The sequence below is a fragment of the Kitasatospora sp. NPDC058162 genome (assembly GCF_042884005.1).
Classification (GTDB): domain Bacteria; phylum Actinomycetota; class Actinomycetes; order Streptomycetales; family Streptomycetaceae; genus Kitasatospora.
The window spans coordinates 43,370-68,738 of the sequence record NZ_JBHVUS010000018.1; the positions used below are offsets into that span (position 1 = coordinate 43,370).

The 25,369-nt window shown below is 70.6% G+C and carries 24 protein-coding genes and 2 pseudogenes; 9 read left to right on the plus strand and 17 right to left on the minus strand.

Going from position 1 to position 25,369, the window contains the following annotated elements; all coding sequences use genetic code 11:
- Window positions 1-102: 102 nt before the first annotated feature.
- From ACFVXG_RS27560 to ACFVXG_RS27610, 11 genes and pseudogenes are all read right to left on the minus strand, one after another.
- On the minus strand, window positions 103-1,206 hold the full coding sequence (locus ACFVXG_RS27560; RefSeq protein WP_387931129.1) for an amidinotransferase: 1,104 nt from the start codon (window positions 1,204-1,206) through the stop codon (window positions 103-105).
- Window positions 1,203-2,051 (minus strand): SDR family NAD(P)-dependent oxidoreductase, encoded by an 849-nt coding sequence (locus ACFVXG_RS27565; RefSeq protein WP_387931130.1) that lies wholly within the window; start codon window positions 2,049-2,051, stop codon window positions 1,203-1,205. The genes ACFVXG_RS27560 and ACFVXG_RS27565 overlap by 4 nt, the downstream gene beginning before the upstream one ends.
- A 10-nt stretch (window positions 2,052-2,061) precedes the next feature.
- Entirely contained in the window at window positions 2,062-3,015 is a 954-nt protein-coding gene (locus ACFVXG_RS27570; RefSeq protein ID WP_387931131.1) for a cupin-like domain-containing protein, read from the minus strand.
- A gap of 189 nt (window positions 3,016-3,204) precedes the next feature.
- Window positions 3,205-4,188 carry a TauD/TfdA dioxygenase family protein gene (locus ACFVXG_RS27575; protein ID WP_387931132.1) on the minus strand — a complete coding sequence of 328 codons (984 nt, stop codon included), beginning with the start codon at window positions 4,186-4,188 and terminating at the stop codon, window positions 3,205-3,207.
- The gene (locus tag ACFVXG_RS27580; protein ID WP_387931133.1) at window positions 4,185-5,195 is read right to left on the minus strand and encodes an NAD-dependent epimerase/dehydratase family protein; all 1,011 of its coding nucleotides are present in this window, start codon (window positions 5,193-5,195) and stop codon (window positions 4,185-4,187) included. Before ACFVXG_RS27580 ends, ACFVXG_RS27575 begins: the two co-directional genes overlap by 4 nt.
- Window positions 5,196-5,227: 32 nt before the next feature.
- Window positions 5,228-6,676: a sulfotransferase family protein gene (locus ACFVXG_RS27585; protein WP_387931134.1), complete on the minus strand. Its 1,449-nt coding sequence runs from the start codon at window positions 6,674-6,676 to the stop codon at window positions 5,228-5,230.
- Window positions 6,677-6,719: 43 nt separating this feature from the next.
- Window positions 6,720-7,646: an aldo/keto reductase gene (locus tag ACFVXG_RS27590; RefSeq protein ID WP_387931135.1), complete on the minus strand. Its 927-nt coding sequence runs from the start codon at window positions 7,644-7,646 to the stop codon at window positions 6,720-6,722.
- 134 nt (window positions 7,647-7,780) lie between these two features.
- Window positions 7,781-7,981, minus strand: a complete 201-nt coding sequence (locus ACFVXG_RS27595; RefSeq protein ID WP_387931136.1) for a hypothetical protein — start codon at window positions 7,979-7,981, stop codon at window positions 7,781-7,783.
- A pseudogene (locus ACFVXG_RS27600) lies at window positions 7,981-9,308 on the minus strand (NF041680 family putative transposase). Before ACFVXG_RS27600 ends, ACFVXG_RS27595 begins: the two are co-directional and overlap by 1 nt.
- A gap of 253 nt (window positions 9,309-9,561) precedes the next feature.
- Entirely contained in the window at window positions 9,562-11,415 is a 1,854-nt protein-coding gene (locus tag ACFVXG_RS27605) for an RICIN domain-containing protein (protein ID WP_387931137.1), read from the minus strand.
- A gap of 76 nt (window positions 11,416-11,491) precedes the next feature.
- Window positions 11,492-12,214 (minus strand): hypothetical protein, encoded by a 723-nt coding sequence (locus tag ACFVXG_RS27610; RefSeq protein ID WP_387931138.1) that lies wholly within the window; start codon window positions 12,212-12,214, stop codon window positions 11,492-11,494.
- Window positions 12,215-12,508: 294 nt separating this feature from the next.
- Between ACFVXG_RS27610 and ACFVXG_RS27615 the strand changes: the two genes are divergently transcribed.
- Together ACFVXG_RS27615 and ACFVXG_RS27620 are read left to right on the plus strand one after the other, a co-directional pair.
- Window positions 12,509-13,654: a hypothetical protein gene (locus tag ACFVXG_RS27615; RefSeq protein ID WP_387931139.1), complete on the plus strand. Its 1,146-nt coding sequence runs from the start codon at window positions 12,509-12,511 to the stop codon at window positions 13,652-13,654.
- A gap of 62 nt (window positions 13,655-13,716) precedes the next feature.
- Complete coding sequence (locus tag ACFVXG_RS27620; RefSeq protein WP_387931140.1) at window positions 13,717-14,235, plus strand: hypothetical protein; 519 nt, start codon at window positions 13,717-13,719, stop codon at window positions 14,233-14,235.
- A gap of 68 nt (window positions 14,236-14,303) precedes the next feature.
- Here the strand turns inward: ACFVXG_RS27620 and ACFVXG_RS27625 are convergent, their stop codons facing one another.
- Together ACFVXG_RS27625 and ACFVXG_RS27630 are read right to left on the minus strand one after the other, a co-directional pair.
- Window positions 14,304-15,812, minus strand: a complete 1,509-nt coding sequence (locus ACFVXG_RS27625) for an RICIN domain-containing protein (RefSeq protein ID WP_387931141.1) — start codon at window positions 15,810-15,812, stop codon at window positions 14,304-14,306.
- A gap of 34 nt (window positions 15,813-15,846) precedes the next feature.
- Window positions 15,847-16,893, minus strand: a complete 1,047-nt coding sequence (locus tag ACFVXG_RS27630; protein ID WP_387931142.1) for an RICIN domain-containing protein — start codon at window positions 16,891-16,893, stop codon at window positions 15,847-15,849.
- Window positions 16,894-17,240: 347 nt separating this feature from the next.
- On the opposite strand from ACFVXG_RS27630, the gene ACFVXG_RS27635 reads away from it, so the two are divergent.
- Complete coding sequence (locus tag ACFVXG_RS27635; protein WP_387931143.1) at window positions 17,241-17,465, plus strand: hypothetical protein; 225 nt, start codon at window positions 17,241-17,243, stop codon at window positions 17,463-17,465.
- 87 nt (window positions 17,466-17,552) lie between these two features.
- On the opposite strand, the pseudogene ACFVXG_RS27640 reads toward ACFVXG_RS27635, so the two are convergent.
- A pseudogene (locus tag ACFVXG_RS27640) lies at window positions 17,553-18,932 on the minus strand (rhodanese-like domain-containing protein); the annotation flags it as partial.
- Window positions 18,933-19,560: 628 nt separating this feature from the next.
- Between ACFVXG_RS27640 and ACFVXG_RS27645 the strand changes: the two are divergent.
- The 3 genes from ACFVXG_RS27645 (at window position 19,561) to ACFVXG_RS27655 (ending at window position 22,418) form a co-directional block, all read left to right on the plus strand.
- Complete coding sequence (locus ACFVXG_RS27645) at window positions 19,561-20,364, plus strand: DUF5131 family protein (RefSeq protein ID WP_387931144.1); 804 nt, start codon at window positions 19,561-19,563, stop codon at window positions 20,362-20,364.
- Window positions 20,365-20,407: 43 nt separating this feature from the next.
- On the plus strand, window positions 20,408-21,502 hold the full coding sequence (locus ACFVXG_RS27650; protein ID WP_387931145.1) for a three-Cys-motif partner protein TcmP: 1,095 nt from the start codon (window positions 20,408-20,410) through the stop codon (window positions 21,500-21,502).
- Between the two features lie 307 nt (window positions 21,503-21,809).
- Window positions 21,810-22,418, plus strand: a complete 609-nt coding sequence (locus ACFVXG_RS27655) for an HhH-GPD-type base excision DNA repair protein (RefSeq protein WP_387931146.1) — start codon at window positions 21,810-21,812, stop codon at window positions 22,416-22,418.
- A 15-nt stretch (window positions 22,419-22,433) separates the two neighbouring features.
- Here ACFVXG_RS27655 and ACFVXG_RS27660 read toward each other — a convergent pair whose 3' ends face one another.
- The 3 genes from ACFVXG_RS27660 to ACFVXG_RS27670 form a co-directional block, all read right to left on the minus strand.
- On the minus strand, window positions 22,434-22,871 hold the full coding sequence (locus ACFVXG_RS27660) for an ATP-binding protein (RefSeq protein ID WP_387931147.1): 438 nt from the start codon (window positions 22,869-22,871) through the stop codon (window positions 22,434-22,436).
- 74 nt (window positions 22,872-22,945) lie between these two features.
- Window positions 22,946-23,311 carry an STAS domain-containing protein gene (locus ACFVXG_RS27665; protein ID WP_387931148.1) on the minus strand — a complete coding sequence of 122 codons (366 nt, stop codon included), beginning with the start codon at window positions 23,309-23,311 and terminating at the stop codon, window positions 22,946-22,948.
- 10 nt (window positions 23,312-23,321) lie between these two features.
- Complete coding sequence (locus tag ACFVXG_RS27670; protein WP_387931149.1) at window positions 23,322-23,627, minus strand: hypothetical protein; 306 nt, start codon at window positions 23,625-23,627, stop codon at window positions 23,322-23,324.
- A gap of 169 nt (window positions 23,628-23,796) precedes the next feature.
- Between ACFVXG_RS27670 and ACFVXG_RS27675 the strand changes: the two genes are divergently transcribed.
- From ACFVXG_RS27675 to ACFVXG_RS27685, 3 genes are all read left to right on the plus strand, one after another.
- The gene (locus ACFVXG_RS27675) at window positions 23,797-24,141 is read left to right on the plus strand and encodes a helix-turn-helix transcriptional regulator (protein WP_387931150.1); all 345 of its coding nucleotides are present in this window, start codon (window positions 23,797-23,799) and stop codon (window positions 24,139-24,141) included.
- A 149-nt stretch (window positions 24,142-24,290) separates the two neighbouring features.
- The gene (locus ACFVXG_RS27680) at window positions 24,291-24,416 is read left to right on the plus strand and encodes a hypothetical protein (protein ID WP_387931258.1); all 126 of its coding nucleotides are present in this window, start codon (window positions 24,291-24,293) and stop codon (window positions 24,414-24,416) included.
- A 26-nt stretch (window positions 24,417-24,442) separates the two neighbouring features.
- Entirely contained in the window at window positions 24,443-25,315 is an 873-nt protein-coding gene (locus ACFVXG_RS27685; RefSeq protein WP_387931253.1) for a YihY/virulence factor BrkB family protein, read from the plus strand.
- Window positions 25,316-25,369: the final 54 nt, after the last annotated feature.

Genomic DNA, 25,369 nt, shown 5'->3' on the forward strand with positions numbered 1-25,369 from the left:
AAAGGGTGGTGCGCCGCCCGTACAACGGGGGGGTGGTGTCGCCCTCATGGGGGGGGGGGGGGGGGGGGCCCGGGGGGGGGGCCGCCCACCCCTCCGCCGGGCTCACCGCCCGGGCACCGACAGGTAGCGGCCCGGGCCGCCCTCGCGCACGGTGTCCAGCGTGACGCAGTGGAACGAGCCGCCGAAGCTGTAGACGTGCCGGAGGTCCACCTCGATGCAGCGGAAGCCCCAGCCCGTCAACGCCTCGATCAGCGGGCGCTCCTGGCGCTCCACCACCACCGTCTCCGGGTCCAGGGAGAGCACGTTCATGCTCACCCACGGGCTGCAGAAGTACATCGGCCAGTCCGCCGGCAGGGTCGGCGGCGGGGCGGGCAGGATCTCCCAGCCGTCGAACAGCTCGCTGTGCACGTAGCGCTCGGGGTGCACCAGCAGCTTGCCGGGGGCGAGCGCGGTGATGGTGGCGTCGATGTGCATGGCGTGGGCGTCGGCGGTCTCCACCACGTGGACGTCGAACTCCGGTCCGAGCGCGCTGCGGAGCCAGTCGATGCCGAACTCGTTGGTGACGTGGCTGCGTTGCACGATCAGGTCGCGGCCGAAGCGCAGGAAGTCGGCGGCGTCGAAGACCGGCTCGAACTCGGTGACCGCCCACCGCCCGGGGGCTCCCGGGGCCCGGTACAGCTCGTCGGTCAGCTGCGGGCGCGGCGCCGGCAGCCACCGCGCGCCCCGCCTGAAGTACGACTTGATCAGCGGCCGGAAGGCGTCCGCCTCGTGGTAACGGCAGCGCCAGGCCATCGGCGCCTCGACGATCGTGTCGCCGACCACGATCAGCGAGTCCCTGGGCATCGCCGCGTAGAGCCCGCCGTCCGACTCCCACTCCGGCGTGCGGAAGGGGCGGTGGTGCCGGGCGGTGTCCGGTCGCCGCACCCGCACCCCCTCGGCCGCCAACGCCTCGGCCAGGCCGTCGAGTTCGGCCTCAGCGGCCTTGAGGTGGCGCTCCGGCAGCGGCGACCCGCCGTGCTCCCGGAAGACCGGCCAGGCGGACTCCGGCATGGTGTGCCGCATCGACTCGTGCCAGGTGGGGAACACCGCGCCCAGCAGGCTCCCCACCACCACCTCCCTCAACGGGTCCCACTCGGTGTACGAGTTGACCGCCGGGCCGGCTGCACCGCTCCGGTCCCCGGTCGGCCGTGAAACGTCGCTCGTCATGCTCCCCGTTCCTCACCCCGGCCGGAGGCCGACGCCCCCGGCGACTCCACTGCGTGGCCGCCCGTCGGCCGGCTGGCCAGCCCGCCCGCCATCTCACCACCGTCGATCACGAAGGACTGCCCGGTCACGAACGCCGCCTCGGGGGACGCCAGATAGGCCACCAGGGCGGCGATCTCCTCCGGCGAGCCCAGCCTGCCCAGCGGCAACGAGCGCTCCTGCTCGGCGAGTTGCTCATCGGTGTACTCGGCCCGCTGCATCGGGGTGAGCACGTAGCCCGGACAGACCGCGTTCACCCGGATGAGCGGGGCCAGCTCCAGCGCCATCGTCCGGGTCAGCTCGATCAGCCCGGCCTTGCTGACGTTGTACGCGGCGTAGTCGGGCATCCCGACCAGCCCGCTGACCGAGGCGGTGTTGACGATCGCTCCGCCCCCGCCGGCCGCCATCCGGCGGGCTGTCTCCCGGGCCACCAGGAAGGCGCCGGTGAGGTTCACCCGCAGCGTCCGCTCCCAGTCCTCCAGCGAGGTCTCCAGGAACGGGCTGCGGATGCTGATACCGGCGTTGTTGCAGACCACGTCCACGCCGCCCCAGGCCTCGTCGGCCTCGGCGAGCGCCTCGCGCAGCCCGCCCTCCTCCCCGACGTCGGCGGTCAGCAGCAGCTCGGTCCCGGGCGACTCCTTCGCGAAGCCCGCCAGCGCCTCGCGGTCGCGGTCCAGGACGGCCACCCGGTGGCCGTCCGCCAGGAAGCGACGGGCAATGGCCGCGCCGATCCCCGAGGCACCACCGGTGACCAGCACCCGCCGCGGTGGCGCGCCCGAACTCCCGGACCCTGTCGTTGCGTTCGCCATGTGATCCCTTCTACTGGGCGCCGGTGCTCGGATCGTTGTCGCGGGAGAAGTCGCCGGTGCGCAGCGCGTCGTAGAGACGCCGCCCGGTGGACGCGGGACTGAAGAAGAACCGCGTCGACTCCTTGCGCCGCAGCAGCCCGTGGACCACGAAGTCACGGGCGGTGGCGCCCCAGTACGCGGGCCCGAGCGAGCCGAGCAGGCGCAGGTAGTCCGGCAGCCCCAGCGGCTCGCCGAACCAGTGGTTGACCGAGACGGACGGCGTGTGGGCGCGGATGTCGTGCCACCAGCCGCGCGGGATGTAGAGCAGATCGCCCGGCCGCATCCGCACGTGGTGCAGCGTCGCGCCGCGCAGTCGCGGAAATCGGACCAAGTCAGGTTCGGCCAGGTCGATCTGACTGTTCACCAGATTTCCCGGGAACGGGTACGCCGCCCTGCTGTCCCGCCAGGAGATCAGGATGACGCTCTTCTCGCCCCACACCTGGCAGAAGAAGTTGTCCTTGAGGTCGGAGTGCAGCATCGACCGGGTCCCGGCCGAACCGATCCACACCCGGGTGTCGGTGCCGTGCCCGTCGGCGGGCCGCAGGGAGGCGAAGTCGCAGTCGGCCGGGTCGAAGATCTCGTGGACGCGCTGGTAGGCGAGGTAGCACGGGACCTCGGGCCCCTCGGCGCCCATCCGCTCGATGAACTCGCCGAACGGCAGCTCACGTTCGTAGTTCCGCTGGTCCTGCGGGAACAGGACTCCGGTGCTCGGCAGCCCCACCAGGGCCGTGACCCGCCGAGTACCGTGACGCTTCGTCAACTCCTCCGGCTGCCAGAGCTTTCCGGCGGGCCAGCCGTCGATCAGCCCGGGGAGGTGCAGCGGGCCCGCCCGCCGGGCGATGCCCCGGCGGAGCGCGTTCGGATCCTCCGGGTCCGCCCTCGCGATCGGCCGGACCCTCAGCCCGGCCGCCCGCAGCGTCGACACCACCTCACCGGCCGGACCGTCCGGGGTACTTCCCGCACCCTCTTGAACCGATGGCCGTCCCTCTTCAGGCCGTTCGATTGGGCTCATGAGATCTTACTGTCCGGCCATTCCCGGGGGATGGGTAGCCATGTTTGCGCCGACACCGGGAGGCGGGCAGCAGAATCCGGCCAGTGTGCGCCGGCGGCCGGCTCAGTCACCGGAGGCCTGTCCCGGGAAGGGCCGGAGCGGCTCGCCGCGCAGGGACTCGGACCGGAAGCCGTCCGGCCCGACCGGCCGGTCCCCCAGGACCATGACCCGGTACATCCGCCGCCGGTAGTCGGTGTAGTGGAGGTCGGCGGGCTGGAGGTGGGCCACCGCGCGGTTGTCCCAGATGGCGACGTCCCCGGGCCCCCAGCGGTGCCGCACGGTGTACTCCGGGCGGCTGAGGTGGGCGAAGAGGACGTCGAGGATGCCCCGGCTCTCCCAGGGCAGCAGTCCGGTGAGGTGGGAGACGGAGGCGGGCGGCAGGAACAGCGCTTTCTGCCCGGTCTCCGGGTGCACCCGCACCACCGGGTGGAGGGACAGCAGGTTGTCCCCGACCCGCTTGCGGATGATCTCCAGGTCGTCGGCGTCGGAGAACAGCAGCTGCACCCCCGCGTGCAGCGCGTGCTCGGCCCGCAGGCCGTCGGCCAGCTGCCGCAAGGGGCCCGACAGGCCCTCATAGGCGGCGACGAGATTCGTCCACTGGGTGTCGCCGCCGCGCTCCGCCGCCACCTCGCAGCTGAGGATCGAGATGGCCGGAGGGTTCACCGCGGCTGCGATGTCGACGTGCCAGCCGGAATCGGGCCGGTCCGACTTGCGATGGAGGCGCTCCTCGAGTCGCAGGCCCTGCCGGGGACCGTTCAGGTCCGGATCGACGATGAGGATCTCCGGGAACCCTTCCGGATGTGGGCCGTGCTTCGGCCCCGGCAGCCGGGTGACCTCTCCGAACCGGCGTGCGAGAGCCACCTGCGCGGCGTGGCCCAGGTGCTGGTTCCGGAAGAAGACCACCTTGTGGCGGAGCAGGGCGGTCCGGATCTCCTCCACGGTGGCGGCCTCGTGGCCGCGCGGATCGGTCAGGTCCACTCCCAGGACGTCCGCCCCGATCTTCCCGGCGATCGGACGTACGTCGATCCTGGCGAACTCCTCGTTCACGGCCTGTCCCCTCCGACTACCCTCGTGCCGCCCACCGGCGCGCGCCGTGCCAGCCACTCCAGCTGCCGGGCCACCCCGGTGCTCAGGTCCACCTGGGGCTTCCAGCCCAGGAGTTCGCCCGCCTTGCGCGGATCGGCCAGTGTCGCCTCGACGTCACCGGGCTGGGCGGGCGAGACCCGGGTCGGTACGGCGGCTCCGGCGACCCGCCCGACGATTTCCAGGAGTTCAGCGACGGAGACGCTGCGGCCGCCGCCCACGTTGACCACCTCGGCCCGGGCGGGGGCGGCCGCGGCCGCCAGGGTCGCCGCGACCACGTCGTCCACGTACGTGAAGTCACGACGCGCGCTCCCGTCCCCGTAGAGGTGCAACGGCATTCCGCTCAGGGCCGCCCGCAGGGCCCGGTCGATCAGCATGTCGGGGCGCTGCCGCGGCCCGTAGACCGTGAAGTACCGCAGGGCGATCACGCTGGTGCCGGCGGCCGGACGTTGCGCGAACGCGAGGCACAGTTGCTCGGCGGCGAGCTTCGTCACTCCGTAGGGCGAGAGCGGCCGGGCCGGGGCGTCCTCGCGGCAGCCGAGGCCCTCGGCGATCCGCCCGTAGACGCTGGAGGACGAGGCGAGGACCAGCCTGGGCACGCCCTGGCGCTCGCATTCCACCATCAGCCGCTGGGTGGCCAGCACGTTGCAGGCCAGGTAGTCGGGGAAGGTCTCGCCCCAGGACGGGCGCACTCCGGGCTGTCCCGCGAGGTGGAACACCACCTCCGCTCCGGCGACGGCCGGGGCCAGGTCCTCGTCCCGCAGGTCCGCGCGGACGTAGTCGAACGCGGGGTGGCCCAGGCTGCTCCGGAGGTTGGCGGCGGCGCTCCCCCGGTCGGGCGGGCACCGGTCGAGGCCGACGACCCGGGTGCCCTGCCGGAGCAGGGCGTCGGCGAGGTGCGAGCCGACGAAGCCGGCGACGCCGGTGACCAGGGCGTGGCCCGGCGCCACGTGCTGTGGAGCGGATTCCATGGGTCCTCCGGTGGTGGAGCGACGGGGCCCGTTCATCCCCGCTCGGCGGGGAACGGGCGGGCGGATGCCGGGACGCCGAGGAACGGCGCGAGCCGCTCCCAGCCCTCGCCGCCGGCGATGTCCAGGACGAGGAGGTCGCCGGGCCGCCCGTCGAAGTGCCCTCGGACGGCGGCGAGATGGTCGTCGTACACCCGCGAGAGGTGCCCGGCGTCGAAGGTGTGGCGGCCGTAGACGGCCTCCCGCAGGAAGCGCCGCGTCTCCCGGGCGGCGCCGCGGGCGTCGTCGTCCCTGCCGCCGGGCGGGCCGGGCGCGGCGGCCTGAGCCCAGTTCCGTTCCAGGGACGCGAGCCAGCCGCCCTTCTCCCGGACGGTCAGGACGAACTTCGCCCCCGGGTGCCGTGCGTCGAGTGCCCGGAAGCACGGGATGGCCGCCGGATCGGCCAGGCCGTCGTAGTGCTCCAGCAGCGGGAATCCCCCGTCCCCCCGGATCAGGGCGTCGAGCGAGGCGCGATCGACCGGGTAGTGGGCGACGTCCCACCCGAGCAGGTGCAGAGCGGCCCGCAGGCTGCGGGTGCCGGTGCGCGGCAGCCCCAGGCCGAAGACCTTGGGCCGGCCCGCTCCGGCCGCGGCTCGGACGCGCTCTCCGGTCCGACGGACTTCCTCCGGGGTGAGCGGGGGCCGGTCCGGCAGGTCCATCGTCCGGACCGCGCGCAGGGCCGTCTGCGGAAGGCCCTCGATGTAGCGCTGCACGCCGGGGCCGGGAGTGCCCTCGGGCACGTGGGCCCGGGCGTGGGCGACGGCGGCCCGGGCGACCTCGTGGTCCGGGCCGTCGCCCCACCGCGCGATGGCGGCGGCCAGCACGGGCCGGCTGGCGGCCGTGCGGCTCCGCAGCTCCCGGAGCGCGAGCTTCGCGAAGACGTGCTCGTAGTGCTGGAAGTGATCGTGCAGGATGTGCGCGCCCCGGAACTGCACGGAGTCCTGGACGCCTGGCAGGGCCGCCTCCAGCCGACTGCTCTCGGGCCGTAGCATCCACCCGACGTCGTCCCGGTCCGGCTCGATCCGCCGCATGCGCTCGACCAGGTCGGTCCGGGTGATGTGCACCCCGCAGGGCACCCGGCCACGGAACGGGTCATGCACGTAACACTCCACGAAGGCCAGCTCGTTGGCGTCGAGGAAGGGCCGCAGGTCCTCCAGGACGAGGCAGTCGGCGTCGAGGAACACCACGTGCGAGGCGCCCTCGTGGTCGATGTCGAGCATCAGGTCGACGGCGCGCCAGAACGGGCGGACGTCGTCGACCAGGTGCACCCGGCGCGGCCGTAGGTTCCGGACGGCCAGGTCGAGAGCCAGGTCCGTGGTGCGCTCCCCGACCGTTCTCAGCACCAGATCGACCGGCCGCCCTCCGGCGGACGAGCCCGCACCCGCCACCTCCCTTACGGCACCCGCCGATCCGGCCCGCACCGGACTCTGCCCGTGTGAACTCATTGATGGAACTCCTCGGTGACCGACTCGTCCATGACCTCGTGCCCTACCGCAGCGCCGAGAGCTCCCGCAGCTCTCCGGCGGTGGGAACCCACTCCCCCGCCGCCGCGTTGGCCCGTACCTGCTCCGGCCGCTTGGCCCCCGCGATCACCGAGCTGCAGCCCGGGAACGCGGCCAGGCCTCCGATCGCGAGCTCCAGCAGGCTGCGGCCGTTGCGCTCACCCCACGCGACCAGGGCCTCGACGGTGTCCAGCCGCGCCTCTGTCACCCGGTGCGCGCTTTCCGCGATCCGGGTGCCCGCCGGCAGCGGCCGGCCCCGCCGCACCTTTCCGGTCAGCAATCCGTTCGCCAGCGGAAAGTACGGCAGCACGCCGAGCCCGAAACGGCGCGCGGCCGGGACGACTTCGGTCTCGACCCCGCGTTCGAGCAACGACCAGTGGTTCTGCACCGAAACGAACGGCTCGAATCCTCCCGCCCGGGCGGCACACGCGGCCTCGGCGATCTGCCACCCCGCGAAATTGGAGTTCCCGAGATAACGGACCTTTCCTTCCCGGACCAGCTCGGTCAGCGCGGAAAGCGTCTCCTCGATCGGCGTGTGCGGGTCCGGCGTGTGGAGCTGGTAGAGGTCGAGGTAGTCCGTACGGAGCCGCCGGAGGGACGACTCGACCGCCCGGCGGATGTAGGCCCGTCCGCCCTTGGCCCCGGCCGCGGGACCGTACCCCATGTCCAGCCGCTGATGCCCGAACTTCGTCGCCAGGACGATCCGGTCCCGTTGCCCCCGGAAGCATTCGCCGAGCACGGATTCGGATTCCCCGTAGACGTCCGCGGTATCGAACAGGGTGATTCCGGAATCCAGGGCCGCGCGCACCACCTCCCGCGCCTGTTCCAGTCCAACGGAACGCCCCAAGTCATTGCACCCCAATCCGACTGCGGATACCTGCAATCCCGAAGTTCCCATGGAGACATAGCGCATGGCTTCCGAGTGTAGCGGCGCGTGATAAAAGCTCAAGAGGGCCGGAAAAGCAGCGCCGTCGGCCGCGCTCACCAATACCCGACTGGAAGGCCGAATTCCGCCGGCCCCACCCCCGCTGACCGTGGGTGATGACGCTATCGGCTCATCGGGTTTACCTCCCGCCACCCACCCGGAACGCTGGGAGCGCAGTCGAATTCCTTGGGCACAGTGACGAGCAGGCCCTCCGAGGCGTTCTGGGCGATCCGGGCGATCGATTCGTTGGCACAGGCCTCGCCGGCCATGAAGCGGGCCTTGAAGCCCTTCTCCTGGAACTGGCGCAGGATCAGTCCGTTCACTACTGGTTGGTGACCAGAGCGAGTCCGACGTCGTAGGCGGGGGCTCGGCGCTGGTTGGGTCGGCCGGGTGGGCGCCCGACACCGGGGCGGGAGGGTCTTGCAACGGAGGCTGGGCAGGGCAGAGTCGTGCGGATGTTGCGGAACCCGCGTCGGACCCGGGCTGGGGTGAGGCGCTCTACGGGTTGGGGCTGCTCCCAGGGCCGGCGGAGGTCGGCGGACAGGTTTCTGGCGAGGCGGAGTTGGGTGTGGGCGGCCAGGACCAGGTGGGTCCAGCGGTCGGCTGCGGCGGGTTCGCGCAGGCGGGGGCGGGTCCAGCCCAGGGTCTGCTTGAGGAAGCGGAAGGTGTGCTCCAGGTCGAAGCGCCGTAGGAACGCGTGCCAGGCGGTGTCCGTGTCGGTGTGGGGGGTGGGGTCGGAGAACCACAGCCAGACCGGCTTCGGGGGGCCGCCGGAGGGCAGGTGGTCGACATCGAGGCGGATCAGGGTGCCCTCGATGGTGGGGAGTTGGCCGCGGTGGTCGCTCCAGGCGGAGCGTCGCCAGACACGCGGGTGCAGGCGGTGCCGTAGCGGCGGGTGGTGTGTTTGCTGTCCCTCTCGGGGTCGCGCCAGGTCGCGGGGTCGGCCAGTGCGAACCGGGTTCCGTGGCTGCGGAGTTTACCGCCTTTGGGTCCCACCCGGTAGTCGTCGGGCACGGGGTTGAAGAAGACCCTGTCGGAGCGCATCCGCACCACGATCCGGACGGGCAGGTCCCGCAGGAGGTAGGCCAGGCGTGGGCCGTCGTAGCCGACCTCCGCCACGACCAGCACCGGCGGGTCGCCGATCTTCCAGTGCCCGGCGTTGAGGGTGCCGCGCAGGACTTCTCGCAGTTGGTCGGCCGTGACGGCCGCGGTGTCCGCGCCGGGTTCCAGGCACTTGGCGTCCAGCAGGGCCGTCCACGAGGTCGAGCCCGACTCCAGGGCGGCGATGAGGGAGTAGGGCCAGCCGGGCACCGTCTCGTGCGTGTTCTCCCGCCGGCCGTAGGTGTGGCAGAAGGAACGGCCGTCGCTGGTGTCGGCGTCCAGCCGCAGCCAGGCGGACACGTCGACGGCGAGCACGATCCGTCCACCCGGGCCGCGGGGCACACTTCGCGCCGCGATCGCGGCCCGAAGGCGGTCGATGTCGAGGTCCCCCCGGTTCAAGGCGGCGTAGAGCGAGGCGTGCGAGCGCCGGTGCTCGGGCGCCAAGGCCAGCTCGACGAGGGCACGGACAGGACCGTCGGCGCACAGCAGTGCATCCGACAGCTCGAACAGTGCGTCCGCAGGGCGGGGCATCGCGGCGTACAAGTCCATTCGAAAGGAGGACAGTTCCGCGATTGCCCGCTCGCGAACGGCTTCAGGGACCACAATCGACACCGACGACCTCCGGCTCTGTTGTGCGACTCGACATCACACAGCGTGAGACGGAGGTCGTCGCCTTGTCCGGCGGATCCCCATGTGGGTGACGAGCTCGAACAACCTCGAGTCGACCACCGAAGGTAAAACGACAAGCTTAGACGTGCAGAGAAGGGTGTGGCGGGATGATCTCCTGATGGCTCGTGGTGGGTCAGCGGGTCCTGAAACGGCGGTAGAGGTTCCGGGCCACGAACACCCCCGGCCCGCCGAAGCCGACGAGGTCAACGCGCCCCTCACCGGTGATGTCGCCGACGAAGCGGGGGTGCCGGTCGACCCGCCAGGCGCCCGCGTCGTCGCTGTAGCCGAAGCCTCGGCACACCAACTGAGGCTGCCCGAACCGGCCGTCACCGAGGCCTTGCGACACCCAGACGCCCTCGTCACCGAAGCCGACGATGTCCGGCGTGCCGTCGCCGGTGACGTCGGCGAGGAACCGCAGGTGTTTCTTGGGCGTCCACCCCTGCGCCGTCCCGAAGTCGTTCAGGACCAGCTTGGCGGGCTCGAAGGTGCCGTCGCCGCGCCCGCGGGACACCGCGACGCCCTGCGGGCCGAACCCGACGATGTCCATGGGGCCGTCGGCGGTGGTTCTGACCAGGAAGCGGGGGTGCTTCGCGACCGACTTCCAGCCCTGGACGGTCCCGAAGTCGCCCAGGACGAGCGAGGGTTCGGTGAACGTGCCGTCGTCGCCCTGGAGGGAGACCCAGACGCCCTCGTCGTGGCAGCCCACGAGGTCGAGGCGGCCGTCGCCGGTGGTGTCGGCGAGGAAGCGGGGGTGCCTGTCGAGGAGCCAGCCGCCCGCCTTCTCGCCGTGGCCGAACGCCCTGAGGGCCGGCTCACCCGGGAGATCGGCGAACGTGCCGTCGTCGGCCTGGAGGGAGATCCAGACACCGTCCTCGTGGCAGCCGACGAGGTCGAGGCGGCCGTCGCCGGTGGTGTCGGCGAGGAAGCGGGGGTGCTGGTCGGCGAGCCAGCCGCCGGCCTTCGGGTCGCTGCCGAACGCCTTGAGGACCAACTTGCCGGCGGCGGGGGCGAACTTGCCGCCGTCGCCCTGGAGGGACACCCGGACGCCGTCGGCGGCCAGCACCATGACATCGGGCTTGCCGCTGCCCGTGGTGTCGGCGAGGGTCCACAGGTCGGTGGGCGCCAGGGAGGGCGCGGACTTGTACAGGGCCTGCTCGTCGTCGAAGGTGCCGTCGCCCCGACTGGGCGCCGTCACGGCCCCCTTGGCGGGCCGAAGTGCCACGATGTCGTGCCGCCCCGCCCCCGTGCGGTCGGCGAGGAACCGCGCACCGGCGCCGGCCCACCAACCCGGTTGACCAGGAACGCGGTTGGGACCCTCGCCGGTCCACTCCCCGGCGGTCCTGTCGCTCCCGAACTGCTCCAGGACGAGCAGCATGTCGCTGAAGGAGGGGGTAGCGCCGGGGACCATCCGCAGCGCGGTCGAGCGGACCAGGGGCCAGGACCGGCGGCCGTTCCAGTGGTCGCGCTGGGCGAAGCGCAGCACCGGGTCGCTGGTGCGGGCGGGTTCGGCGGTGACGAAGCGCCAGCGCTGGCTCTTCGCGGCGTCGTCGTACCTGCGCAGGACGACACGGATCTCGGGCTCATCGGCGTCGTCCTCGTCACGGTCGGGGAGGTCGAGGACGGTGCCGTCGGTCACGCTCTCGATGAAGTAGAGGCCCGCCTCACCCTCGATAGGGACGACGTGCCACTGCTGGTCCTTCTTGCCCGCTGCGGCGGCCGACCGGCGGACGCCGCCGCCCTTACTGATGGGCTCGAGCGCCTTGCTGTCGGCCGCGTTGCGGATCACATAACCCTGGTCGTCCTGCTCGAACCCGCCGTTCGCGGTCTGCACGGGGGCGAGCTGCCACTGCTCCGGGCTCGCGCCGTCCTCGGGGAAGCCGCGGACGACCAGCGCCCCGTCCGAGTTCGGCGTCGGCGGGGCGCCGAGGGTCTTCCCCGTGGCGGCGTTGACGATCTCCAGCTTCAGTTCTTGCGCGGGCACGGGCATCGTGGTGCCTCTTCCAACTCTTCAAGGCAATACGGGATTTGGCTAGGGATGGTGGTGACGCGGCGGTGTGCTCGGCTCACGTGAAGACGTGGTGGTACGGCACGTTCCATTCGTTGGGCAGCCGCGGGTAGAAGGTGTTGATGATCGTCCCGGTGAAGTCTCCGCCCCAGTTGTAAGTGGTGCGCACCTCGTTGTCGGGCGTCACCGCGTAGTCCTTGAAGCCGAGGATGGCGTCGGGGTGGGTGATCGGCACGAAGGTGATCCCGCCCCACGGCGTCACCGAGACGACGAAGAGCTGGGTGTCCTCGGGGGCGCCGTTCTTGCCGCGCCACTTGTCGCCGACCTTGCCAGGGAGGCCGACCTGCACGGTGTCGGCCGTCGCGGCCTTCGGGGCGTCCTGGTGGACGCTGATGCGGCGGCGCTGCGGCTTCGGGGTGCCGTCGTCCCCGCGCCCGGCGGCGGCGCCGGCCGGATCGACGGGCGCGGGCATCGTCTGCCCGGCGGCGCTCTCCAGGAAGTAGAGCGGTCGCTGCCCGAAGAAGCCGCCGGGCGTGATGTACCAGAGGTGGCCCTTCGCGTCCTTGGTGTCCGGGTCCAGCGCGGTGGCCAGCTTGACGCCCTTGTCGTGGACCGAGTCCTTGAGCTCGACGGGCCGCAAGTAGCCGCCGTTGAAGGCGTGCACGAGCATGATCGGGCGGTTCTCGATCAATGCCGCCACGATCGCGTTGTCGTAGCTGTTCACCGCCACCGGGCCGCCGACCACCAAATTCGCCATCGCGGTGCGTTCTTGGGTGTACATCGCGGAAACCTCATCTGTTCGGGATGTGGGAGAACAATGCGCCGGATGCTCGGCGCAGGAGTGCATCGCACGGAAACTGCCAGCGGCGCCACGGTCCCACAGCCACCAACTGGTGTGCAGAGCACGGAGGTTGCTTCACCCGAACGAGTGTCATTCGGGGACAGGTCGCTTCCAGCGGTAAGGCCCGTGCTAGCTTCGGTCGCCGGAACGTGCGCATAATTCTGTTCCCATCTCACTGAGTTCACCGATCGCGGTTCGACCGGATCATTCGAGGACATCATCCGAGGACGGGGAATGCCTTCCAACGCGTACAACCTGGATCGGGCCAAACGCCAGCCGCTGACCAAGAAGAACTTGCGGGAACTGGGCATCGAGCAGACCTGGCAAGCCATCCTGGAGCACCCCAGCCTGGTCTACGTCGACGATTACGGCGTGCAGCACAAACCCGTCGGCTTCTCCGTCAACAAGGCGAGCTTCGGCACCTTCCCCGGTACGGCCCACCAACTCGGCTGGCTCGCCTACATGAACCTCGGCGAGCCGCTGATCGAGGAGCGGCGCGACATCCAGCAGCCGCCGCCCGACATGTTCTCCTCGCGCAGCTACGTCAACCGCAGCCTGACATCCGACATGAGCTTCACCGACACGGTCGACTTCACCGTCTCGAACGCCGTCACCTGGTCGCTGCAGGGGTCGTCCCAGCTGACCTTCGGCGGCAACGTCAGTGCGCAACTCCAGCTGCAGTTGCAGAACCAGCTCCAACTGAGCCTCCAGGGCCAGCTCCAGGGACAGCTTCAGGGACAGCTCAGCGCCCAGCTGCAGAACGCCATGGCCAACAAGTGCACCACCACGGTGACCAACAAGAACAGCAAGGACAACATCGGGGTGGACAACGCGAACGCCACCGAGAACGGCGTGACCAACACGGTGTCCAATACGGCGCAGGCCTCCGCCACGGCCTCCGCGACATCCTCGATCACGGACTCGGTGGCGTTCACGACCACGGGCAGCGCCACCGGGAGCGCGCAGCTCAACGCCGCGTTGATGCAGGGCATCACGGCCTCCGTCGGCGGCACCCTGACCACCAGCTGGAAGTCCACCTCGCAGATCTCCGGCAAGGTCCCGCCGACCACCCGGATGGCGACCATCGCCAGCCAGCGGCGCACCCGCAAGCAGTACTCCTACGAGATCCCGGTGACCTTCTCCGGGCTGCTCGCCGTGCAGTACGACGTGCCGGTGGCGGTGCTTTCGCCGCCGCAGCCCGGGGACTACCCCGGCCTCGCCAAGCTGGTGGCCCGCGACATCGCCGACCTCGACCTGGCGGGCGGCGGCTTCCGGATGAAGGGGCTGGCCGAGGTGGTCTCCGCTCTGGAGGTCAACCACACGATGTTCGACGGCGAGAGCCTGACCGACAGCGAACGAGGCCTTTTCAAACTGCCCTGACCGAGCTGTTCCAACAGCCGTGAACGGGCGCGGCGCCGCCACGACGACCAGAGGTGACAACCATGGTGTTCGGCAACATCTTCGAATCCGCGGGCACGGGCGCGGGGCTCTTCTCGGTGATCTCCGACGGCGACAAGCCGGAGCCCGGCGCGGACGTCGACTTCGAGGACTCCGACGACGAGACGTACGACGACACGACCACGAGCCTGTTCACCAGCGGGATCCACGGGGCCAACAACCGGGCGAAGATCGTACAAGAGCAGTCGCCCGAAGCACGGGCCATCCTGGGTTTCCTCGGCTCCTTCGTCCAGACCACCCAGGCCTCGGCCGGCACGCAGGCGCAGTACGCCAAGGACCCCGGTTCGGTGTCCACAGCCGCGGCCGGCCGCATGCAGGCGGCCAGTCCGACGGTGGCCCAGAACGACGATCTCCAGAAGGCCCCGGACTTGGTGAGCAGCCCGAAGAGGGACGACTACAAGAAGCCCCCCAAGCCGGAGAAGCCGACCGTGGAGGCCCCCGAGCCCCCCGCGACGCCCGAGGCCACCCAGCCGACCGCGGCCGACCCGTCGAGCTCCCAGTAGCGGTCGACCGCGAAGGGGGTCAGGGGCGCTGCCGCCCCTGACCCCCTTCGCATGTGTCAGAACTCGTGTCAGACGGGGAGCAGCTGCCATTGCCGGTTGCGGTGGTCGCCGTTCGCCTCGTACTGCTTGATCGCCGCAGGCCCCGTGGCATCGACGCGCAGCACCAGACCGCTGTGCCGGTTGGCGATCTCGAACACCCGGGGGCTGTCGGTCGCGGGGCCGATGGGGATCAGCCGCCACTGCTGGTGGTGTGCGTCAGCGCCCTGGTAGGCGCGCTGCGCCGCCAACGCACCGGCGGCCTCCTCCGCTTCGAGGATCTCCAGGACCTTGCCGCTGCGCACGTTCTCGAACCTGTAGAGCACCTCGCCGTCCTGCTGGCCCGCCACCACCAGGCGCCACCGCTGGTGCTCCCGGGGGACGGCGAGGGACTGGTGGATCTCGGCCCCGTCCTCGGTGGACTCGCGCAGCACGCCCATCCGCAGCCTGCTGCGGACGTTGGCCCAGGAGACCACCGTACCCGACGCGGGCAGACCGGCCATCAACGGCGAGGCGATCTTCCGGATCCGGTGACCGCCGTACTCGGCGATGTAGAGCGTGTCGACGCTGTCCATGGCGAGCGCCAACGGGCTGTTCAGCTGGGCCTTGTTGGCCGGGCCGTTGTCGCCGGTGGAGGCAGCGGTGCCGGTTCCGGCGATGGTGGTGATCGTGCCGTCGGTTGCGACCTTCCTGATGCGGTGGTTGGCGTGGTCGGCGATGTAGAGGACGCCGGTGCTGTCCACCACCACCGCCAACGGGCTGTTCAGCTGGGCCTTGTTGGCCGGGCCGTTGTCGCCGCTGAAGCCGGCGGTGGTGGAGCCGGCAACGGTGGTGATCGTGCCGTCGGTCGCGACCTTCCTGACCCGGTGGTTGCTGCCGTCGGCGATGTAGAGGGCGCCCGCGCCGTCCACCGCCAGCCCGCGCGGGTAGTACAGCTGGGCCTTGTTGGCCGGGCCGTTGTCGCCGCTGAAGCCCGCGACCCCGGTCCCCGCGACCGTGGTGATCTTGCCGTCCGTGGTGATCTTCCTGACCCGGTGGCCGTTGTAGTCGGAGACGTAGAGGATGCCGGTGCTGTCCACCGTGACCGCCAACGGGTAGTTCAGCTGGGCCTTGTTGGCCGGGCCGTTGTCGCCGGTGGAGGCGGCGGAGCCGGTTCCGGCGATGGTGGTGATCGTGCCGTCGGCCGTGATCTTCCGGATCCGCTGGTTGGCGGCGTCGGCGATGTAGAGGGTGCCCGCGCGGTCCGCCGCCAGTCCGCGCGGCTGGTTCAGCTGGGCCTTGTTGGCCGGTCCGTTGTCACCGCTGAAGCTCGCGGAAGCGGTGCCGGCGATGGTGCTGATCCGGCCGTCCGTGGTGACCTTCCGGATCCGGTTGTTGCTGTAGTCGGCGATGTAGAGGGTGCCCGTGCTGTCCACCGTCAGCCCCAGCGGGTAGTTCAGCTGGGCCGAAGCGGCAGGCCCGCCGTCCCCGGCGAACCCTCCTGTGCCCGTCCCCGCGGCCGTGGTGATCGGAGGGACGGACGGTTTGTTGGGAGTGCTCATCGTCATTCCTTCGGTCGTGGTGCCCGACATTCGGTCAGATGGGGAGCAGCTGCCACTGCCGGTTGCGGTGGTCGCCGTCGGCCCCGTGCTGCTGGACGGCCGCGGGGGTGGTGGCGTCGACGCGCAGGAGCAAGCCGCTGTGCCGGTTGGCGATCTCGAACACCCGGGGGCTGTCGGTCACGGGGCCGATGGGGATCAGCCGCCACTGCTGGTGGTGTGCGTCGGCGCCCTGGTAGGCGCGCTGCGCGACCACCGTCCCGTGCACCTTCAGCCCGTCGGGGACCTCCAGGACCAAGCCGCTGCGCACGTTCTCGAAGGTGTAGAGCACCTCGCCGTCCTGCCGGCCAGCCACCACCAGGCGCCAGCGCTGGTGCTCCCGGGGCACGGCGATGACCTGGTGGATCTCGGCCCCGTCCTTGGTGGACTCGCGCAGGGCGCCCATCCGCAGCCTGCTACGGACGTTGGCCCAGGAGACCACCGTGCCCGACCCGGGCAGGCCGGCCGTCGCGGGTGAGGTGATCTTCCGGATCCGGTGGCCGCCGTACTCGGAGATGTAGAGGGTGCCGACGCAGTCCAGAGCGAGCCCCAAGGGGTTGTTCAGCTCGGCCTCGTCAGCTGGGCCGCCGTCGCCGGTGGAGTCGGCGGTGCCGGTGCCGGCGATGGTGGTGATCGTGCCGCCGGCCGTGATCTTCCTGATGCGATGGTTGTCGGCATCGGTGAAGTAGAGGGTGCCCGTGCCGTCCATCGCCAGCCCGTACGGGAGGTTCAGTTGGGCCTTGTTCGCCGGGCCGTTGTCGCCGCTGAACCCTGCGGCACCGGTGCCGGCGATGGTGGTGATCACGCCGCCGGCCGTGATCTTCCTGATGCGATGGTTGTCGCCGTCGGTGAGATAGAGAGTGCCCGCGCCGTCCACCGCCACCCCGCGGGGGTAGCTCAGTTGGGCCTTGGCGGCCGGGCCGTTGTCGCCGCTGAAGCCCGCAGTGCCGGTGCCCGCGACCGTTCTGATCCTCCCGTCGGTCGTGACCTTCCGAAGCCTTTGGTTGTCGCGGTCGACGAAGTAGAGGGTGCCGGTGCTGTCCACCGCGATCCCGAATGGGCGGTTCAGCTCTGCCCGGACCGCAGACCCGTTGTCCCCCTTGGGGCCCGCGACTCCGGTCCCCGCCACCGTGCTGATCACGGGGGCTGGGCTCTCGCTGCCTGTGGTTGCCTCAGGAGCAGTGCTCATCGTCATCCCTTCACCGTTCACGGGCCGCCTGTTGGACTTTTGCAGGGGGCTGTCGGGTGATTCCAGAAAGTCATATGGACATGGGGATGGCAATTACCCGTCCGGGTGCTACCTCGCGCAACAGGTTGACGTGCCTGGTGGATGGTCAACTTGCCGGAAGACCAGTGCATGAGTGAGATCCGGACACAAGGGCGCCGGCGGCGTTGGAGCCACTCGCGCACCAGCTCGACGCCCCGCTGGCCCGGATCGACGACGCCGGGCACGAACCCTGCCCGCAGCAGCCCGAGGTGGCGCGGGCGCACCTGCGCCGGTTCGTGCGCGCGGGCACGTCCCGCCGCCGGCGCCGTCGCCCGATGGGAGACGCTCACCCGCCCGGCGCCGCCGCCCGCGAGCCGACGCGCGCCGGCCAGTGGGTCACCATCCCCTGATCTGCCACCAGATCCCGCGACTTCACAAGCACAACCGCTCGGGTGGTGCCGGCCGCCGCCGGCTGGGGCGCGCCGGGACGGCTGGGTTCAGCCCTGGGTGGGGTGGGTGAGGGTGTGCCAGGCGGTGTAGCCACCGAGGAGGTCGGAGACGTCGGGGTGGCCGTGGTGGCGCAGCAGGCTGGCGGCGATGGAGGAGCGGTGGCCGCTGGCGCAGTGGACGACGAGGGGGTGGTCGGTGGGGATCTCGTCGAGGCGGGTGGGGAGTTCGGTCAGGGGGATGTGGAGGGAGCCCTCGATGGCGCCGGTTTCGCGTTCGCCGCAGGTGCGCACGTCGAGGACGGTGGGGGGCTGTTCACCGGTGAGGGCGGTGCGGAGTTGGTCGGCGGTGAGTCGGCTGGCGGGGGTGAGGTGGTCGGCGAGGGCGGGCAGGGCGGTGTCGGGGTTGCGCAGGTAGCCGGCGATCTGGTCGAAGCCGATGCGGGCGAGGCGGGTGATGACTTCGCCCTCGCGGTCCCGCGGGGCGATGATCGCGATGTCGCTGTCGGGGGTGAGGACGGTGCCGGCCTGTTCGGCGAAGCGGCCGTCGATGGGGACGTTGATGGCGCCGCGCAGGTGTCCGGCGCCGAAGTCCTGGGGGTTGCGGGCGTCGAGGACGACGGCGCTGGCGGCCCGGGCCTCCTTGAAGCCTTCGGGGCACAGGGGGCGGGCGGTGTTCGTGGGGTCGAGGAGCGGGTGGTCCTGCCGGTTCAGGGCGGCGTCGTGGCCGAAGTAGGCGGGGGCGGTCGACTGGCCGGCGGTGACGATGCGGACGAAGGTGTCCTGGTCCATGGGCTGGCAGGCGTAGTTGGTGCGGCGCTGGGTGCCGATGGTGGAGCGCTTCTCGCTGGAGAGGTTCTTGCCGCAGGCCGAGCCGGCGCCGTGCGCGGGGAAGACCAGGGTCTCGTCGGGCAGCCCCATCAGCTTGCGGTGGACGCTGTCGTACAGCATGGCGCCGAGCTCCTCGGCGGTGACCCCGGCCGAGGCGAGCAGGTCGGGGCGGCCAACGTCGCCGATGAACAGGGCGTCGCCGGTGAGCACTCCGTACGGGACGGCGTCGTCGGGCTGCTCGTAAACGAGGATGCTGATCGACTCGGGGGTGTGGCCGGGGGTCTCCATGATCTGCAGGGCGACGTCGCCGAGTTCGATCCGTTCGCCGTCGGTGAGCTTGCGGATCGGGTACTCGGTCTCGGCCCGGTGCCCGTAGCCGATCCAGGCGCCGGTGCGGGCGGCCAGTTCCAGGTGACCGGCCAGGAAGTCGGCGTGGAAGTGGGTGTTGATGACGGCCTCGACGGTGAAGCCGTGGGCTTCGGCGTCGGCCACGTACTCGTCCACGTCGCGGCGCGGGTCGACGACCACGGCGCGGCCGGTGCGCTCGTCGGCGATCAGGTACGAGGCCTGGGAGAGGCAGTCGAGGTAGAACTGGGCGAACTATGTCGACCGATCCGGTGAGGGGATCGTACAGGCGAGGGAGGGATCGGAAAAGAAGGTGGGCGAGGGGCCGGTGCCTGATCGGGCGCCTGCTCAGGTACACACCAGCGGCACCATAGATGCGGTTGAAGCCTTGGGTTCACCCTCGCTGACCTGCTGAAATGCCACGCTGGGCTGATGCCGGGGTTGCGATGTGACGAACGTAGGACCATCTTGATCAGGTTGGGCAGGAAGGTTGAGAGCGGGCCTCCGGCCGCTCCGTAGCAACTCGCCTTGAAGGATGAGTACTCTCATGTCTTCGCATGTACGGCAGGGTGTACTCATCCTGATGCTGACCCATTGCTGACTTTCCTGATTATGCGTCAGCTCGAAATCCGTGCAGGTGGCCTCGCGTCGCGACCTACCCGGGCGCCGGCCTGCCCACCCCCGAGGCACACCGGCCAGGTCGGCGGACAGCATCAGCCGGGGAGCCGCGACGCTCTCCGCTCGACGGCTCAGCCGGGCAGCGGTGGGACCAGTTTGGCCTGCGAGTTCGACACCGGTGGTGTCCACGGAGGAAGGTAGGCGATTGGCGGCCCTCGCCGGGCGACGGTCGGCGCGAGGCCCGACTCGGCAGTGAGGAGCGGCAGTGAGCGATCGAAGCGCGATCGAGTGGACGGAAGCGACCTGGAATCCGACCACCGGGTGCGACCGGGTCTCCGTCGGCTGCGACCATTGCTACGCCCTGACCCTGGCCAAACGGCTGAAGGCCATGGGCGCCGCCAAGTACCAGACGGATGGCGACCCTCGAACGTCCGGCCCCGGCTTCGGGCTTGCACTGCATCCGGACGCGCTCGACATCCCGAAGCGCTGGCACAGCCCCCGGGTCGTATTCGTGAACTCCATGAGCGATCTCTTCCACGCCCGGGTGCCGCTCTCGTTCGTCCGGGACGTGTTCCGGGTGATCGCCGAGACTCCCCAGCACACCTACCAGGTGCTGACGAAGCGCTCTGTCCGCCTTCGCCGGGTCGCCGACCGGCTGGAGTGGCCGGACAACCTCTGGATGGGGGTATCGGTCGAGGACGAGAGCCAGTTGAACCGCGTCGATGACCTCCGAGCCGTCCCGGCCACGGTCCGGTTCCTCTCGCTGGAGCCACTGCTCGGACCGCTGTCGGGCTTGAACCTGGACGGCATCGGGTGGGTGATCGCCGGTGGTGAGTCCGGCCCCGGCCACCGCCCGGTGGACCCCGCGTGGGTCATCGGAATCCGCGATGCCTGCCAGTCGGCCGGCGTGCCCTTCTTCTTCAAGCAGTGGGGCGGCCGCAACCCCAAGGCGCACGGCCGGGACCTCAACGGCCGGACATGGGACGAGATGCCCGCACGAGGGCCGCTCGCGGTGCCCTGGTCCGATGCGCCGTGCACGCCCCCTGTTCGCGCCGTGACGATTGTGTGATCCTTCCCTCCGGCAGCGACGGCTCACCGCACCGGGGAGACACATGGCGGCACCGAAGGACGTCATCTGGCCACGGGACCCGCACACCGCCGCCAAGCACGCCCTGCTGCGGCGCTACCTCCAGGCCTGGGCCCCGATCATGCTCAGCCACAACGAGGTCGTCACCTACGCCGAGGGCTTCGCCGGCCCGGGCATCTACCAGGGCGGCGAGCCCGGCTCACCCGTCGTCGCCCACCAGGTGTTCTCCGGGGCGCTCCGACGCAGCCCTCGGCGGGTAAGCATGGTGCTGGTCGAGGAAGACCCACGACGCAAAACGGAGTTGGAGCACCGCATCGCGGCAGCCGCAGGCGCCCACGGGCACCGGAACGACCGGCTGGGCGTGCACATCGCCCAAGGCCGGTGCCACCCCGACCTGTTGCAGCAGCTCGCCCAGGCTGGCAGTCTGCACCACCCCATGTTCGTCCTGCTCGACGGCTTCGGCGGCCCCGAAGTCCCCTTCCCCCTCCTGCAACGGATAGCCACCCAACGCCGCAGCGAGGTGATGGTCACCTTCCAGCCCGCGTTCCTGGTCCGCTTTGCCGGCAAGGACGAACGGCACCGCGCGGCCGGCGACGCCTTCTTCGGCCACACCGACTGGCACGGCGTGTTCCAGCAGCCGCCCTCAGCGAAGGCCGCCTACCTCCGTGACCGCTACCGCGAGTCCCTCAGCCGGGCCGGGTTCCAGCACACCCTGGTGTTCGAGATGATCGACGAGGCCAGCCACCTGCTCTACCTGATCTTCGGCACCCGCCACGAGCGGGGTGTGGAGAAGATGAAGGAGGCCATGTGGGTCATCGACACCACCTCCGGCGTCCGCTACCGCGACCCCAAGGACCCCAACCAGCAGGCCCTCGACCTCGAACTCGAACCCGACACCGGTCCCCTGCGCCGCATCCTGCTCGACCACCTGCGCACCGCCTCAGCTCCCCGCAGCGTCGACCAGCTCAAGAAGTACGCCCTTCTGGAGACCGTCTACCGCCCCACTCAGGTCATACCGCTCCTCAAGAGGATGCGCGACGACCGGGACGTCGACGCCTCCCCGGGCCGGATCACCGGTGCCAGCACCATCACCGCGCTGCGACAGGACGCACTCTTCTGACCCAGATGCACGCCACACGCGGCAATCATCGTCGCGGTCACCGAGACCCGACAGCACGACGTGAGGCGAACTTGGCCACGGGGGAAAACGGACGTACGACCAGCGTGCGGAGCGGTCAGGCTTCCCTTGAAGTCCGCCACCGACCCGGCCGGCGCAACGCACACAGGCCCAGGCCCGATGTGGAGAATCCCCCGGGACAGCAGTCCCGTGGACCGCGACGCCCGGCGTGTGTCGTCTGGCCGCCCTGCACCAGCGCTATCAGACTGAACCGGCAACCCGATCATCTGCGCGCAGGAGGACCAACCCCGTGGACGTTGCGGTGCACATCACGCAGCAGGTGGAGGCAGACGCCTTACTCTCCCGAAGCGCACTCGCCGTGCTTGTAGGAGCACTTCTGGACTGGCAGGTGCCCTCGGAGTGGGCCTTCGCCCAGCCGGCGGTCATCGCCAGGCGCCTGGGCGGCGAGGACCTCGACACGCACCGGATCGCTCAGCACGATCCCGCGCACCTTGCCGCGCTGTTCGCAGCCCCGCCCGCCGTACACGACTCCCCTGCTCTGATGGCCCGGAGGGTCCAAGAGCTGTGTCGACACCTCGTCGCCCGCCACGACGGTCGGGCGGCTGCTGTCTGGGAGCAGGCGGCCACCGGCCGGGAGCTGTACCGGCGGATCAACGAGCTGCCGGGCTTCGGCCGGCAGAAGTCGCAGATCTTCGTGGCCCTGCTCGGAAAGCAGTACGGCGTTCGTCCCGACGGCTGGCGCGAGGCGGCCGGCGCCTACGGTGAGGACGGCGTCCACCGGTCCGTTGCGGACGTCACCGGCCCCGAGTCCCTGGAGAAGGTCTGCGCGCACCGGCAGGAGGTACGGCGCGCTGCGAAGGAATCCAAGGTCCGACCGGCCGAGCACCATCACCTCTGACAGGTGTGCCGTTCTTCAGGTCGACGGCACAGCGGGCGGGGGCAGCGGGCCCAGGTCGGCCCAAACGGTCTTGCCGCGGCCTGCCGAGGATGCTCCCCAACGCAGTGCGAGGCGCTCCACGATGACCAGGCCGTAGCCACCAATCCGTCCGGACCGCGGCCAGCCGGGGCGGGGCAGGTCTGTACTGGAAGCCGGGTCGGTCACGGCAATGCGCAGACAGTGACCGTACTGAGCGATGTCCAGCGCAAGCGCCCCTCCAGCGTGGCGGACGGCGTTGGTGAGCAGTTCCGCAGCGACGAGCTGCACGTCGTCGGCGAACCGGGAAGGGGCGAGGTGCCAGTCGGCCAGGACCTGGCGGGTGAACGCAAGGCCTTCGCTGACCGGCAGGTTCCCGGCGGCGAAGCCCAGGTGCCGGTGGCGGCGTACAGGCGTGAGGTCGGTGGCGGTGTGCATGGTGGGCCCAGGGACGGCTTCGGGTGGTCTCGTTCCGAATCCAACGGCTACCCGGCACCACTGGGGGCATGCACTCAGCCGGACGGCTTGTGGGGCGGATAGTGCCGTAGGGCGTCCTCGACGGTGGCGTAGACCGCGAACAAGGCCGCGGTCTCCGTGAGCTCCAGCACCCGCAGCGTCCGCCGCGAGGGCCCGACCAGCACGAGCGTGACGCCCTCGGCCATGGCGCGCCGGCGGGCGGTCAGGAGCAGGTTGAGGCCGGTGGAGGTGAAGAGCTCCACGCCGACCAGGTCGACGGCGAGCAGCGCCGGGTGCTGATCGAAGGCGGCGTTCAGGGCCTGGGCGGCGAGCGGTTCACTGTCCAGGATCATGTCCCCGGTGAACGAGCACACCAGCGCATGCCCGACCCGGACGGTCTCCGACTTGAGGCAGGGCAGCACGGCCTTCTCCTCAGAACCGCGGAGCGGGCTGCGCGGGCACCCTGGCCACATTGTCGACGACGGCGCTCTCGTACCCCGGCCAGGCAGACGCGATCCGCTCCAGCGCCTCCCACAGGTCCAAGGCCTGCTCGCGCAGCCCCGCGGTGGTGCTGCTGCCGGCCTCGACTGCGCTTAGGTAAGCGTCTATACCGGTCACCGAGTGACGCACCTGCCGACGCAGCGCCTCCACCCGACCGGCGTCCTCGCCGCGGTCACTGGGGTCGCCGATCCGCTCGTGCAATGCGGCGGTGAGCCGCTCCAGTCCTGCTCTGCTCATCGGGTCCACGCTTACCATCCCCGGTCGAAGAGCCGCCGCCCTGATCCGCCACGCAAGCGGTATGGGAGCTGTCCCTCCACTGTTCGCCCGTGTGCTCGACCTGTCAACCAATGCACGAATTCGCTGTCACGTCTCAGCGGCCGCGAAACAGGCGTCCTATCGTGGAGGCATGGACAACGCGACCGAGCGGCACTGGACGTTCCTGACCAATCACGCCCGTGTCCTGGTCCAGATCGCCCGCGACCCCGGCATCCGGGTGCGCGACATCGCCTCCCGCTGCCTGCTCACCGAACGCGCCGTCCAGCGCATCATCACCGACCTGGAACAGGCCGGATACCTCAGCCACGAACGCCGAGGCCGCGCCAACCACTACAGCGTCACCGCGGGCAAACAGCTGCGTCACCCCGCCGACGCGGGCCCTACCATCTCCGAACTCCTCGCCACGCTCCTGCGCTCAGCCACCGACGAACACCGGGACCCGGCGTCAACCGCTCCGGAGCCGCCCCGGCCGTGAGCGCCGTCGCACGGCAGGCCCGACCGACCGCCCCGCCGCGCCCCTTCCACAGGTGCCTCGGCCTTCCACCAGCAGCGGCGGTGAACGATGCGCTTCCCGGGCACACGCCCTACCAGCGGGCCGGAGCCGTCGGGTAAGGGAGCCTCGTCATGAATCCTGTCGAACGGGCGCTGCGAGCCGCCGATCGAGCCCAGCAGCACCACACACCGTCGGCAGTGGCGGTCGGGGTGGTCAAGAAGTACGCGACGACCGGGGCGGGCTGCTCGCCGCTCTGATCACCTACTACGGGTTCGTCGCGCTGATCCCGCTGCTCCTCCTGCTCTCCACCGTGCTGGGATTCGTCCTGCACGGCCACCCCAGCGTGCAGAAGGCCGTGGTGAACTCCGCGCTCGCCGACTTCCCGATCATCGGAGACCAACTCCGCGGCAACGTCCACTCCGTGCAGGGCAGCGGGGTCGCGCTGGTCATCGGCGTGCTCGGCCTGCTGTACGGAGCGGTCGGCATCGCCCAGGTCCTGCAGCACGCGATGGCGGAGGTCTGGAACGTTCCCGGCGTTGAGCGGCCCGGCTACTGGCCCCGCCTGGCCCGAAGCCTGCTGCTGTTCTCCACGCTGGCGGGCGGTCTGCTGCTGGCCACCGCCGCTGCCACCCTGACCGGCACCGCCCTCGCCGGGTTGCCCGCCCGCGTCGGCGCATTGGTGCTGTCCGCACTGCTCAACACCGCTTTGTGCCTGGCCTGCTTCCGCATCCTCACGCCGTCCGAGGCTCCCATCCGCGCCCTGGTCCCGGGCTGCGTGATCGCCGGGCCGCTGTTCGCCGTCCTTCAGGCGTTCGGCGCCGTCCTGGTCACCCACCAGCTCCGCCACGCCACCGCGGTCTACGGGTTCTTCGCGACCGTGATCGGTCTGCTGTCCTGGCTGTACCTGGCCGCGCAGATCACCCTGTACGCGGCGGAGACGAACGTGGTGTTGCACCGCCGGCTGTGGCCGCGCAGTCTGCTGCAGCCGCCCCTGACCGCGGCGGACCAGGAGGTCCTGAAGGCGGTCGCCCGGCAGGAGGAGCGCCGACCCGAGCAGCACGTCGACGTGGCCTTCACCGACGAAGGCAATGAGAGCACTCGGCCGGGCCGGCACGACCCGCCCAGCACGGACAGCGGCACAATGCCGGACCCGTAGCGAAATTCCGGCGATTCGAGCAAACCTACCCGCACGGCCCGACGACCGCAGCCA

Coding starts and splice junctions, on each gene's coding strand:
- ACFVXG_RS27580 (WP_387931133.1), bottom strand. CDS start 5,195: ATGGAATCCGCTCCACAGCACGTGGCGCCGGGCCACGCCCTGGTCACC.
- ACFVXG_RS27605 (WP_387931137.1), bottom strand. CDS start 11,415: ATGCCCGTGCCCGCGCAAGAACTGAAGCTGGAGATCGTCAACGCCGCC.
- ACFVXG_RS27650 (WP_387931145.1), top strand. CDS start 20,408: ATGGCGGCACCGAAGGACGTCATCTGGCCACGGGACCCGCACACCGCC.
- ACFVXG_RS27565 (WP_387931130.1), bottom strand. CDS start 2,051: ATGGCGAACGCAACGACAGGGTCCGGGAGTTCGGGCGCGCCACCGCGG.
- ACFVXG_RS27610 (WP_387931138.1), bottom strand. CDS start 12,214: ATGTACACCCAAGAACGCACCGCGATGGCGAATTTGGTGGTCGGCGGC.
- ACFVXG_RS27585 (WP_387931134.1), bottom strand. CDS start 6,676: ATGAGTTCACACGGGCAGAGTCCGGTGCGGGCCGGATCGGCGGGTGCC.
- ACFVXG_RS27620 (WP_387931140.1), top strand. CDS start 13,717: ATGGTGTTCGGCAACATCTTCGAATCCGCGGGCACGGGCGCGGGGCTC.
- ACFVXG_RS27660 (WP_387931147.1), bottom strand. CDS start 22,871: ATGCACACCGCCACCGACCTCACGCCTGTACGCCGCCACCGGCACCTG.
- ACFVXG_RS27675 (WP_387931150.1), top strand. CDS start 23,797: ATGGACAACGCGACCGAGCGGCACTGGACGTTCCTGACCAATCACGCC.
- ACFVXG_RS27615 (WP_387931139.1), top strand. CDS start 12,509: ATGCCTTCCAACGCGTACAACCTGGATCGGGCCAAACGCCAGCCGCTG.
- ACFVXG_RS27680 (WP_387931258.1), top strand. CDS start 24,291: ATGAATCCTGTCGAACGGGCGCTGCGAGCCGCCGATCGAGCCCAGCAG.
- ACFVXG_RS27625 (WP_387931141.1), bottom strand. CDS start 15,812: ATGAGCACTCCCAACAAACCGTCCGTCCCTCCGATCACCACGGCCGCG.
- ACFVXG_RS27670 (WP_387931149.1), bottom strand. CDS start 23,627: ATGAGCAGAGCAGGACTGGAGCGGCTCACCGCCGCATTGCACGAGCGG.
- ACFVXG_RS27560 (WP_387931129.1), bottom strand. CDS start 1,206: ATGACGAGCGACGTTTCACGGCCGACCGGGGACCGGAGCGGTGCAGCC.
- ACFVXG_RS27590 (WP_387931135.1), bottom strand. CDS start 7,646: ATGCGCTATGTCTCCATGGGAACTTCGGGATTGCAGGTATCCGCAGTC.